General features: G+C 38.6%; 10 protein-coding genes. 7 read left to right on the top strand and 3 right to left on the bottom strand.

Annotation, left to right across the window (positions count from 1 at the left end):
• Positions 1 to 39: 39 nt before the first annotated feature.
• The 3 genes from H5058_RS09770 to H5058_RS09760 are packed head-to-tail and all read left to right on the top strand — an operon-like array spanning position 40 to position 3,049.
• Positions 40 to 2,508, top strand: coding sequence for a YdbH domain-containing protein (locus tag H5058_RS09770; RefSeq protein WP_182677888.1), 2,469 nt, complete (start codon positions 40 to 42; stop codon positions 2,506 to 2,508).
• Between the two features lie 2 nt (positions 2,509 to 2,510).
• Entirely contained in the window at positions 2,511 to 2,708 is a 198-nt protein-coding gene (locus H5058_RS09765; RefSeq protein WP_011328985.1) for a YnbE family lipoprotein, read from the top strand.
• A gap of 11 nt (positions 2,709 to 2,719) precedes the next feature.
• Complete coding sequence (locus H5058_RS09760) at positions 2,720 to 3,049, top strand: YdbL family protein (RefSeq protein ID WP_179807592.1); 330 nt, start codon at positions 2,720 to 2,722, stop codon at positions 3,047 to 3,049.
• Between the two features lie 49 nt (positions 3,050 to 3,098).
• Here the strand turns inward: H5058_RS09760 and H5058_RS09755 are convergent, their stop codons facing one another.
• Entirely contained in the window at positions 3,099 to 3,647 is a 549-nt protein-coding gene (locus tag H5058_RS09755; RefSeq protein WP_179807591.1) for a DUF1415 domain-containing protein, read from the bottom strand.
• A complete protein-coding gene (gene waaA / locus H5058_RS09750; RefSeq protein ID WP_179807590.1) occupies positions 3,644 to 4,927 on the bottom strand; it encodes a lipid IV(A) 3-deoxy-D-manno-octulosonic acid transferase in 1,284 nt (427 codons plus the stop codon). Before waaA ends, H5058_RS09755 begins: the two co-directional genes overlap by 4 nt.
• A 238-nt stretch (positions 4,928 to 5,165) precedes the next feature.
• Here waaA and H5058_RS09745 point away from each other — a divergent pair, with 238 nt between their 5' ends.
• Both H5058_RS09745 and hldE read left to right on the top strand, forming a co-directional pair.
• Positions 5,166 to 5,756, top strand: coding sequence for an SIS domain-containing protein (locus tag H5058_RS09745; protein WP_011328981.1), 591 nt, complete (start codon positions 5,166 to 5,168; stop codon positions 5,754 to 5,756).
• Positions 5,756 to 7,195 carry a bifunctional D-glycero-beta-D-manno-heptose-7-phosphate kinase/D-glycero-beta-D-manno-heptose 1-phosphate adenylyltransferase HldE gene (hldE, locus tag H5058_RS09740; RefSeq protein WP_011328980.1) on the top strand — a complete coding sequence of 480 codons (1,440 nt, stop codon included), beginning with the start codon at positions 5,756 to 5,758 and terminating at the stop codon, positions 7,193 to 7,195. The genes H5058_RS09745 and hldE overlap by 1 nt, the downstream gene beginning before the upstream one ends.
• Positions 7,196 to 7,298: 103 nt before the next feature.
• On the opposite strand, the gene H5058_RS09735 is transcribed toward hldE, so the two are convergent.
• Complete coding sequence (locus tag H5058_RS09735) at positions 7,299 to 8,804, bottom strand: capsule assembly Wzi family protein (RefSeq protein ID WP_089368980.1); 1,506 nt, start codon at positions 8,802 to 8,804, stop codon at positions 7,299 to 7,301.
• Between the two features lie 210 nt (positions 8,805 to 9,014).
• Here H5058_RS09735 and H5058_RS09730 point away from each other — a divergent pair, with 210 nt between their 5' ends.
• Both H5058_RS09730 and H5058_RS09725 read left to right on the top strand, forming a co-directional pair.
• A complete protein-coding gene (locus H5058_RS09730) occupies positions 9,015 to 10,085 on the top strand; it encodes a glycosyltransferase family 1 protein (protein ID WP_182677885.1) in 1,071 nt (356 codons plus the stop codon).
• Positions 10,085 to 11,170, top strand: coding sequence for a glycosyltransferase (locus tag H5058_RS09725; protein ID WP_182677883.1), 1,086 nt, complete (start codon positions 10,085 to 10,087; stop codon positions 11,168 to 11,170). Before H5058_RS09730 ends, H5058_RS09725 begins: the two co-directional genes overlap by 1 nt.
• The last annotated feature ends 4 nt before the right edge of the window (positions 11,171 to 11,174 follow it).

Raw genomic sequence — 11,174 nt, 5'->3', positions numbered from 1 at the left:
ACCTAGAACCTAGAACCTAGCACTAATATTAAGGATAATATGTTTAAGCGTGTGAGTTTAATTATTAGCAGTTTATTACTAAGCATAATTTTGCTTGGTTATATATTTCGTTTGCCATTAGTCCAGTGGGCTATAACACCGCAATTAGAAAAAGCGGGTATTACACTCAGTTGCTTAAATTTTTCGGTTACAGCTCAATTAAATGTTCATGCCGACAAAGTATGCTTAACTTATCAAAATCAACAATTAGAGCTAATCGATATTACTGTAAATACAAAGCAAGTGATTGTTGAGCATGCAGTATTAAGTATAAATCCACTTCCCAAAAGTAATCAAAGTAGCTCCGCGGCAAAAAAGCTTGCTCTCGCGCTGCCAGAAAAACGTCCATTAATTGCTATAAAACAGCTGGTAATAAAGAGTAATGACTTTAACAAGCCACTAAAAATAAATTTAGCAGAGCCGATTTTAAATCAATTTAATATAACAGGCGATATAAACGCTAAAGCAATTTTAGCTAATAATAAACTAACAGGGCAGTTTTCTGTTGATGACTCTCTGTTAAAGCAGCTTATAAATACCGAAAATACAGCCGTTGCAGGTATTAGCTTTAGTACTCAGCAAGTATTTAGCTTTGATGGTATTGAACTGCAGTTAAATGGCGATGTAAACGCACAGTTTGAATATGCTATGGAGCAGTGCCGGCTTGAAGCATTGGCTAATGGTAGGTTAATTATTGGTTTTAATTTAAATAGTAAATTAGTTGAGCTAGATTCGAGTTTGTTAAACAATAAATTAAATTTAACGCCTACGTGTAGCTCACTCGTTCCGCCGAGTGATTATGCTGATTTTATAGCTGACCAAACCCCTTTAAATTGGCAGATTAAACTTCCTAAAGTGATTAGTATTACTAATAACCACCTTACTTTGCCAATGCTAAATATAATGAGTGAAGGAGATAATCAATTTGAAATAACTCTAATGGAGTCAGAGCTTAATTTTACCAACCTTTGGGCGGATTTTAAAAGCATGTTAGCGGTTAGTATAAGTACGCCAGACATTAACAACATTGAGCTTAATGCAGAATTTAAAAATAACACACTTAAAGGTAATTATACTGTTGCGCTTAATTCACTTCCCGATTTTATTGCCAGTACTAGTAGTAATAAAATTAGCGCTAATAAAGTTAACGCCTCAGGGCAATTTAATTTAATAAATATAGTCGATGGAAAACCAAGTGGTAATGCTACAAGTAGATTAACAGCCGCAAAGGTTGATTTTGCACAACTGAGTGTAGAGCAATACGAAGGTCGCTTAACGGCACAGCTAGATGATGCTTTAAACGCACAAATAACACTAAAAACCCTATTTAAAACGTTAAAATATAACGAATTTAAATTAACAGATATAAGTAATACCATAACTGCTAAAGCAAATTTAACTCATGGTGAATTATTTGCAGACCTTAGCGCTAATACTGTAATAAATAAATTTAATAGCCCTGTTATAAAACTCAATAATATAAAAGTTGCATCTACAGGATTGCAAAGTCGCGCCCTTAAAGCATCGCATCACGTATTTGTAAACGATATTGAATTAGCAGTAAACCATCATATATCGGCAGTGGAACATCCATTTGAAATAGTAGTACCCACACAAAATATAGTGCTATTAAATACCTTTATTCATCAGTTTGAGCCGTTAGCGCAGCTTACACAGGGAACGTTTAATGGCCGAATCAGCGGGGATGTAAATTTACAACACGCCTCGTTTGCAATGGAGTTAAACAACGCAAGTGCGCTTTATAACGATTACCTTGCTAGCGATTTAAGTAGCCAATTTGTAGGAGAGTATAATTCAGGGCAGCTTAATGTAAAACCCACTACCTTTAATTTAAATGAGCTAAGGGCTGGTGTTGTTATTAAAAACATTAAAGGTAACTGGCAGGTTAAAAACAATAATGCGCGTATGTTTGATATTGCGGGAGAGTTATTTGATGGTGAGTTTAGCCTTGATAAATACTCGCTTAATGACTTGCAGCAAGTTGCTAATGTTAACTTTAAAAACATTGATGCCAGTAAACTTATTACACTTGATGAGCAGTCGGGGATTACGCTTTCAGGGCGCTTTGCTGGCACTTTGCCAGTGCACTTTAATAGCACGGGGATTGAGGTAGTAAATGGCAGTTTAAGTAATCAAGGAACGGGTAAGTTAATGATTACGAATAACGCCGCATTTGATTCAGTTATGCAGCAGCAGCAAGAGTTACAGCCTGTATTGGGGTTACTTAAAAATCTTGATATACAAAAGCTTAATAGCAGTGTGGCACTTAAAAGTGATGGTTGGTTAAAGCTTGGCGTAAATTTGCAAGGTTATAATAAGCAAGCAGAGCAGCAAGTTAATTTTAATTATAATCATGAAGAAAATATATTTACTTTATTACGCGCATTACGCTTAAGTGATGAAATTACACAAAAAGTTGAGCAACAATACTCACAAAAAGGAAACTAATGATGAAACAGTCGTTAAGCATAAAAGTACTTATTGTATTTGCAGCAATAAGTGCCCTTGGTGCGTGTACGCACCGAGTAGAGGTAGCTGCTAAAGAGCCTATTACAATTAATTTAAATGTGAAGGTTGATCACGAAATTCGTGTAAAAGTAGATAAAGAACTCGATAATTTATTTAGTGACGACAGTGAGTTATTTTAAGGAGCTAGGATATGAAAATTAACAAAAAATTAAGCATAATTACATTAGTTAGTGCTGTATGTATGTCTTTTTCGGCATGGGCTATTAGTTTAGATGATGCTAAAAACCAAGGTTTAGTAGGCGAAGATAGCTCAGGCTATTTGGGCTTAGTGGTACAAAATGCAGAAGCTAAAGCGGTCGTTGATACCATTAATGCTAAGCGTAAAGCACAGTATTTAAAATTAGCGCAAAAAAATAATTTGTCACTGGCGCAAGTAGAAGCGTTAGCTGCAGCAAAAACAATCGAAAAAACCCAAAGAGGTCACTTTGTTGAAGTAAATGGTAATTGGGTTAAAAAATAACGAGTTATTTACTGTTATATACTATTTACTGCTATATATAACCGATCGTTTAGGCGCTCGGTTTTTTACACCCTTCGAGTAACTGTTGCCAAAAATCGATACCCTTGCGCCTTGCTAAATTTATATTATGCTCAGGTATAGATTCGGGTTCGTTATAACTCTCAAGTGCTGCACTCATACTTGCTTCGCGAATTAAATGCAAAGTAGGAAAAGGGGAGCGATTAGTATAGTTTGCCGCATCGCTTGCATCGCTATCGGCAAATACATAATCGGGATGAAAATTAGCAATTTGATACTTACCTTCAAAACCTTGGGCTACTAACAGCGCGTTGGCTAAGTCAACCAAGTCTAAAAAGTCTTCAAAGTCGCTAAAGCCGTTATCAAACATAATAAGTGTGGTTTCGCGTGCAGCCTCTCGGTCAAGCTCAATACATTGTTCAAGCATGTCCATTACTGCATCGTCTATGCTGCTTGCAGGGCTTACAAAATAATGAATACAGTTATTTTCTACTTCTTTGCGGGCAAAGGGACAAAAGTTATATTTTACAATAACATTTGAAACCCATTCGCGGGTTTGAGTAATGGCTATGTTGGTCACGGTTTTGGCTCTAAATATTGATTAATAATGTTAAGTGTTTTTTGTATAGCACCTTGGTTATTGGCCACGCACTGCGCTGCTTTTTTACCTAAAGTTTGACATGCTTTGCTGTTTTGACTTAGTGCTATAAGTTGTTGTGTTAGCTCATCAGCATTATCAACCACAATAGCGCCTTTGAGTTTTATAAGCTCAGGGTAAATATGATCAAAGTTATAGGTATGCGCACCACTGATAACGCCCACTGAAAATGCAGCTGATTCAAGAGGATTATGGCCACCGCGACGAATTAAACTGCCGCCAATAAAACTCACATTAGCAGCGCCATATAAGTATTGCAGCTCGCCAAGTGTATCTGATAACAAGACGTTTTCGTTATTATAATTATTATTACTGCGGCGACTAAAACTCAGTGTACTTTGCGTTAGTAAATCTGCAACCTTATCAAACTGCTCAGGATGGCGCGGCGCTATTATGAGTAATGCATTGGGTTGTTTTTCTAATAGTTTTTGGTGGGCGTTAAGTACCTGCTCATGCTCGATAGGGTGAGTGGAGCCTGCAACCCATATAAAGCGCTGCTCTAAATTATAAAGCTGCTTGAGTGCAGTTACCTTAGTTAGTTGCTCTTGGGTGGGTGTAATATCAAATTTTATTGAACCTGTAACTTTGCTTTTATGTGGCTCAAGACCAAGCTCTATAAAGCGTTTGGCGTCAGTTTTATTATGGCTGGCCAATACAGTGATAGAGCGCATAATAATATGCGTTAGCTTAGCTACTTTTTGATAACCCTGTTGCGATTTTTCAGACAAGCGAGCGTTTAAAACAAGTACCGGAATATTTCTGTTGCGACTACTTGCCATAAGATTGGGCCACAGTTCGGTCTCTAAAATACACAGGGCTTGTGGCTTTACTCGTTTTAAAAATCGGGCGGTTGCAAATGGAAAGTCCATAGGTAAATAGCAGCACGCTACCGTGTTTTTAAACTGCGTAATGATTTGCTCACGACCAGTAGGGGTGTTGCACGTTATAAGTATATTTAATTTAGGGTGCGCTTTTTGTACTGCTTTGATCAGGGGGGTAGCGGCGAGTACCTCACCTACAGATGCACAATGCACTAGCAGCGGCTTATTGTTATTGGCAAATAAAGACTTGTCCACAAAACCAAAGCGCTGTTTAAAGTGCGCTCTATAACCTGGGTTTTTTTTACCGCGTAATACATATAAATAAAATACGATTAGTGGGCTAATAATCATTAATGCGAGTGAATAAAAAATGCGTGCCATACTAAGCTTTTATAAGGGTAAGTCGTCTTAGTTTAACGTGAAAATGATCAATTCTAAACACAGAAAAGATAAAATATGGTTTGTGTTCAGCTGCTACCCGATAAAATAATAATAACGCTATTCAAGTTAGCTCAAAATACCTGTTTCAGTAATATGTATATTGAGGTGATTTGGGTATAGATTTATGGAATAATGAAATTAATTTTTCCTGCCATTTCAATTCCTAGAGGAATTTACCATGTCAATTATCGATTCAGTAGCAACGAGTTACCTTGAGAGTTTAAATCGTCATTTAGCATTATTTGAAACGATGGAGGCTTATCATCAAGAGTCTATGCAATTGTTAGAAGTGTGCCATAGTGCATTACAAGCAGGCGGTAAGGTTGTTTGGCTTGGTAACGGTGGTAGTGCGGCCGATGCACAGCATTTAGCGGCAGAATTTGTAGTGCGTTATAAATTAGAGCGTGGTCCACTTGCATCTATGGCACTTACAACCGATACGTCAATTTTAACTGCGCACAGTAACGACTATCATTTTGACACTGTGTTTGAACGCCAAGTACAAGCCTTATGTAAACCAGAAGATTTAGTTATAGGGTTAACCACATCAGGTACAAGCGCCAATATTAATCTAGCGTTAGCAGCAGCGAATAAAATAGGGGCCTTTACCGTAGCATTAACGGGGCGTGATGGCGGTGAAGTTAAAAATATTGCCAAATTACCTATTATTATTAAAAACGATGAAACAGCGCGAATTCAAGAAGCACACATGTTTATTGGCCATTGGTTATGTGAAGCTATTGATATGGTAGTTGCGGAGCAGCAGTAATGGATTTATCGCTATTAAAAAACTTATCAGCCGCACGTATTTTGGTGGTTGGCGATGTAATGCTTGACCGTTATTGGTATGGTGATTCAGGGCGTATTTCCCCAGAAGCTCCGGTGCCGGTAGTTAAAGTAAGCAAATTAGAAGACAAAGCCGGTGGCGCAGCAAACGTGGCTAAAAATATAGCCCGATTAGATGGTAAAGTAGGCCTACTTGGCTTAATAGGCGAAGATGAAGGTGGACAGATACTAGAAGGCATTTTAGAAGGTGAAAAAATAAATTCACAGTTAGTAAGTGTATGCGACTTACCGACAATTTCTAAAATGCGAGTGATTAGCCGTCATCAACAAGTTGTACGGCTAGATCTAGAAGAGACGTTTACAGAGCAACACAGCCAGCTGTTATTAAACCGTTTAGAGCTAGTACTTGATGAGTACGATTTTATAGTATTTTCTGATTACAATAAAGGTTCATTGAGCCTGATTGAAAACATGATAAGCCTAGCTAAAAAAGCAGGGAAAACGGTACTCGTTGATCCTAAGTCGTCTGATTTACATTTATATAGAGGTGCAGACTACATTACACCAAATTTAAATGAGTTTAAATTAGCGGGTGGGCAAACAGACTCAGAAGAGGGCTTGGCAACAAGTGCGCGTAAGCTCATAAGTGACGCAGGCATAAAAGCAATGTTGCTAACGCGTTCAGAGCAAGGAATGTCGTTAATTAGTGCGACTGAAAAATATGATTTTGCCGCGCAAGAGCTTGAAGTCAGTGATGTAACCGGCGCAGGCGATACAGTTATAGCAACTCTAGCCGTGATGCTAGGGGCGGGAATGACACCTAAAAATGCGGTGGAAATTGCTAACTTAGCAGCGGGCATTGCGGTGAGTAAATTAGGTGCGGCCACAGTGTCGCCAGAAGAGCTTAGTCGTAAGCTGGGTCAATATTTACATGCCACTGGTGAGCATTATCAAACTCCGTTTGACGATGTGCTGCAGCATATAGAGTTTGCAAAACAAAATGGCGAAACAATTGTATTTACCAATGGCTGCTTTGATATTTTGCATGCTGGGCACGTACGCTATTTAGCACAAGCAAAAGCGCGTGGCGATAGATTAGTGGTGGGGCTAAATAACGATGCGTCTATATCACGATTAAAAGGCGCCGATAGGCCAATTAATCCGCTAGATGAAAGAGCTATGGTATTAAGTGCACTTTCCTCTGTTGATTGGGTTATTCCATTTGGTAGTGCGGATGAAAATGACACACCGGCTAAATTAATTGAGCAAATTAGCCCAGATATTTTAGTTAAAGGTGGCGACTACACGGTTGAACAAATAGCCGGTGCTGAGCATGTACTGCTTCACGGCGGAAAAGTTGAGGTGCTTGAGTTTTTAGATGGTTGCTCAACTTCAAAAGTGATTAGTAAGATTAAGCAGTAATTACGACGGTTATTAATGAATTAAAAAAGGGATGAAAACAGTGTTTTCATCCCTTTTTATTTGCACTTATTATCCTAGTTTAGGATAGCCAAAAATCCCGAATTTAAAAGTTATATTCATATTTAGCAAATGCAGATGTGTCGTTTTCTGCTGCATCGTTATTTGATGCAAAAGCGCCTAGCGTTAAGCGCCCACCCATAGCAAGTTGCCTGTAACGTATTTCAAGCTGTTTACTGTTATAAGCTGTTTTAGTAATGGTATTGCCTAAATCAGGGTTATTAGGGTAGCGATCGCGGTTATCATTGTTGTAATCAACATCGCGTAATTTAACTTGCCAATCATCTCCATTTGAAAGCTGGCCTAGCACAGTTAGTACTAGTGATTGCGCGTCATTATCAAATGTTGAACCTATGGTACGGCCATGGTAGCGGTAACCAGATTTGTAATCTGAATGCTCGTAATAGCAGTTTTCACTGCTTGATTCAGCAGAGCATGTTACGCCCGTATCTATGTACTCTACATTTACTAATACGTTTTGATCATAAATACGATGAGTAGTTTGTACACCAAATAAATAGGCTCTGTCGACAGGTTTAAACTTTGAGCTGGCATCTTCACCAATGGTACTTGCATAAATTGCGTACGGTTGGCTAAATAAAGTGTCAGACCAGCGAATATCTATACCCGCAAGTTGATTACCAATCTTAGATTTTAATTCATCATCACAAGTAGTAGTGCCATCTATACAAGCTGCTTCACCTGTCACTATATCAATAAAGTCACTCGCTGAACTAGGTTGGCCATCACCAGCCCATTGCGCTGACCAGCTCAGTGCAATTTCTAATTGCTGTAATGGTCTGAAATTAACGCGAGTACTCCACAGTAAAGCATCAGGAATTACACGAGTAGATTCTAACTGAGCCATTTGTGCGGTAAATCCCCATTGGCCTAACCAGCTTAGCCAAGGGGTTTCAAAGGCAGTACTTTGCTCACGAGTCACGCTCATTGCAGGCAATGGTTTAGCGTTGCCCGACATAATTAAACTATTATCAACCCCCGGGCCCCAAAACTGCTCTATGGCACCGGCTCTAAAAATCCAGTTACCTAAACGGTAAGCTATATAACTGCCATCAAAGGAGGTGTCATTACAGTCAGTAAGTGCTTGCTCATCTAGCACTATATCGTCTGCAGTTTTCCCTGTAACAAAACACTTCTTGCCATCATTGCGATAATTAACCGCTACTTTAGCGGCAAAACTGTCGCCTAAATAGGCGTAGGCAGCTGATGCTTCTGACTCTTGGGTATTAGTTGCGCCAAAACTGGTGGCAACAATAGTATCTGAACTTGCAAAAGCAGACAGTTGTACACTATGAGAGCCCGTATTTTCAGACTTGTAACGATGTTTTACCCGTAATAAAGCATCTTGCAAGTTTGGCGATAACTGGCCTAGGGGAGTGTTATCTACTTCACTTATAAAGCTCTTCCACATTAGAGGGTAAGTGGTTACCGGGGCTAAAATAACGCCAGCATCGGCTAAAAGTTGAATATCAGCTCTTAACCCATAATCATCTGGTTTTACCCATGGCTCTGCGTTAACCGGCGCGCTCATTGCGCAAAAAAGTGAAGATAATATAAAAATTTTGTTTCGCAAAGTTCAGATCCTTGTGATTTAAATTACCTTAAGTTTAGCAATCAAAGCACTTTATTGCAGTAACTAAATGGGCGCAGTAAGGCTAAAAATAAGATAAAAAGGGTCGCTATCTATCGCTAAAACTATGTGATTGATATACTGAGTGTCAAATCGGAAATTGAGATTGTAATGAGCAAAAAACGACTTTTATTTATTCCTGTATCATCACCAGAGGGCATTGGTGAATATATGCGTTCACTTTTGCTAGCACAAACGCTAGAAAATGAATGCCCAGGGGATATAAATATCCACTTTATTTTAAACAAACATACGGCTTACGCTAAATGTTGCCCTTTTGAAACCACACTTTTAGAGAGGTCGGCAACCAAAGAAACCAAAGCAGTTTGTCAATTTATTGAACAATATAAACCTGATGTGGTGGTGTTTGATTGTGCTGGTCGTGCTGAGCATATGAAAGCGGCAAAAAAAGTGGGCGCAAAAGTTGTTTTCATTTCGCAACATGAGAAAAAACGAGCCAAAGGATTAAAGCTTAATCGTATTGGTTTAATTGACGTGCACTGGGTAATACAGCCAGATTACTGCATCGAGCCACTTACATGGCTAGAAAAGCTTAAATTAAATACCTTTGCTTTAGCATCTCCGCATAACGTTGGTTCCTATACTGCGTTTGCCTCTGAGCAACAAAAGCAGCAAGCATTAAACGACTATGATTTAACAAAAAATGAATATTTTATAGTGAATGCAGGCTCAGGCGGACACACTTTAAACGGTCAAAATTGTGCTGATATTTATTTTCAAGCTGCACTGGCCATCACTCAACGTACCTCGCTAAAGGGAGTTGTTGTTTTTGGGCCCAATTACACCAAGCCGTTACCGCAAACTGATGAATTAATTTGCATACCAAGTCAGCAGGGTAGTGAGTTTTTGGCATTGTTAAGTCAAGCTAAAGTAGCACTATTGAGTGCGGGCGATACATTATTACAAGCTATTGCGGTACAAACTCCCACAGTTGCTTGCGCTATATCAAAAGATCAAAGTAACCGTATTGCACGCTGCGTTACTACTGGCGTGGTAACAAAAGCCGAACTCGATATTTTAGACATAACCAATAAAGTAAACGAGATTATCACTGAACCTAATTATCAAAATATACTCAGTAACTACGCGTTATTTGCAAACGTGCATAGTTTTGATGTAATTAACCAAGGTGTAAAAGCATTATTATTTGGAAGTAAATAATGAATATAGTGATAGTAATTGATTCACTGGTTGGCGGTGGTGCTGAAAAAGTAATGCTTACTTTAGCTGAGCAAATAGCGACACTTAAACACAATGTGACTATTTTATCACTCGCTAATAGCGTTGAATACCATATCCCAAGTAACTTACAAGTTGAGAGCTTATTTACGGATAGAGCGTCGAAGGTTGACCGTTTTTGGCTACGAAAAGCAAGTGTCGCTAAACTAGAGTCGTGGTTTGAAAAAAAGAGAAGTGAAGTCGGGTACATTGACTTAGTACTGTCAAATTTAGATCGTAGTAATAACCTGCTTGCGCGTAGTAATGTAGAAAATGTCCATTTTGTTATGCATAACTCAGTAAATGCTGAGCTAGCAAGGCAAAAAAAATTAGGGCCTCTTTCTTATTTATACCTTAAAAAAAGTAAACAAAACTTAAATGGTAAATCACTCATTTGTGTATCCAAAGGGGTTGAAAATGAAATTACCCAAGGTAACTTAATTACTCCAAGTGCGATCACTACAATTTATAACCCATTCGATTTAAAGAAAATCAACCAGCAAGCCAGTGAGCTAAACACTAACATTCCTAATGTGCCTTACCTTATTCATGTTGGGCGATTAGCCAAGCAAAAACGTCACGATATTTTATTCGCAGCGTTTGCTAAGTTAGATAAAAAGTACAAACTAGTACTGTTATGTAACAAACCGACAAAGGCATTAAAACTTGCACAGCAATATGGAATTGCAGAGCAACTTATTGTGCCAGGGTTTGAACAAAATCCGTATAATTGGATAAAGCATGCCAAAGCGCTAGTATTAAGCTCAGATTATGAAGGCTTGCCAACAGTATTAATAGAAGCACTTGCAGTAGGTACACCAGTGGTTAGCACTAACTGTACATTTGGTCCTAGTGAAATACTAACAGGTGAACTAAGTAAATATTTAGTGCCAATACAGCAAAGTGAGCAGTTAGCACATGCAATTGAACAAGTGCTGTCAGATAAACCAAACGTTACAAATGCAGCTATTTTACAACAAGTAAGCGCAGAGCAGGTGGCTGCCAAGTACTTGGCTTTAGCTAACTAGCTGC

The organism is Pseudoalteromonas sp. SR45-4 (genome assembly GCF_014163535.1).
Lineage (GTDB): Bacteria > Pseudomonadota > Gammaproteobacteria > Enterobacterales > Alteromonadaceae > Pseudoalteromonas > Pseudoalteromonas nigrifaciens.
Note: the sequence above shows the minus strand (reverse complement) of the source record. Positions and strands in the feature narration are given on the sequence as shown.

What these genes read in the sequence shown, in the direction of transcription:
- H5058_RS09725 (WP_182677883.1), top strand. Translation starts at nt 10,085, where the DNA reads ATGAATATAGTGATAGTAATTGATTCACTGGTTGGCGGTGGTGCTGAA.
- H5058_RS09765 (WP_011328985.1), top strand. Translation starts at nt 2,511, where the DNA reads ATGAAACAGTCGTTAAGCATAAAAGTACTTATTGTATTTGCAGCAATA.
- H5058_RS09745 (WP_011328981.1), top strand. Translation starts at nt 5,166, where the DNA reads ATGTCAATTATCGATTCAGTAGCAACGAGTTACCTTGAGAGTTTAAAT.
- waaA (WP_179807590.1), bottom strand. Translation starts at nt 4,927, where the DNA reads ATGGCACGCATTTTTTATTCACTCGCATTAATGATTATTAGCCCACTA.
- H5058_RS09760 (WP_179807592.1), top strand. Translation starts at nt 2,720, where the DNA reads ATGAAAATTAACAAAAAATTAAGCATAATTACATTAGTTAGTGCTGTA.
- H5058_RS09730 (WP_182677885.1), top strand. Translation starts at nt 9,015, where the DNA reads ATGAGCAAAAAACGACTTTTATTTATTCCTGTATCATCACCAGAGGGC.
- H5058_RS09735 (WP_089368980.1), bottom strand. Translation starts at nt 8,804, where the DNA reads ATGAGCGCGCCGGTTAACGCAGAGCCATGGGTAAAACCAGATGATTAT.
- H5058_RS09770 (WP_182677888.1), top strand. Translation starts at nt 40, where the DNA reads ATGTTTAAGCGTGTGAGTTTAATTATTAGCAGTTTATTACTAAGCATA.
- hldE (WP_011328980.1), top strand. Translation starts at nt 5,756, where the DNA reads ATGGATTTATCGCTATTAAAAAACTTATCAGCCGCACGTATTTTGGTG.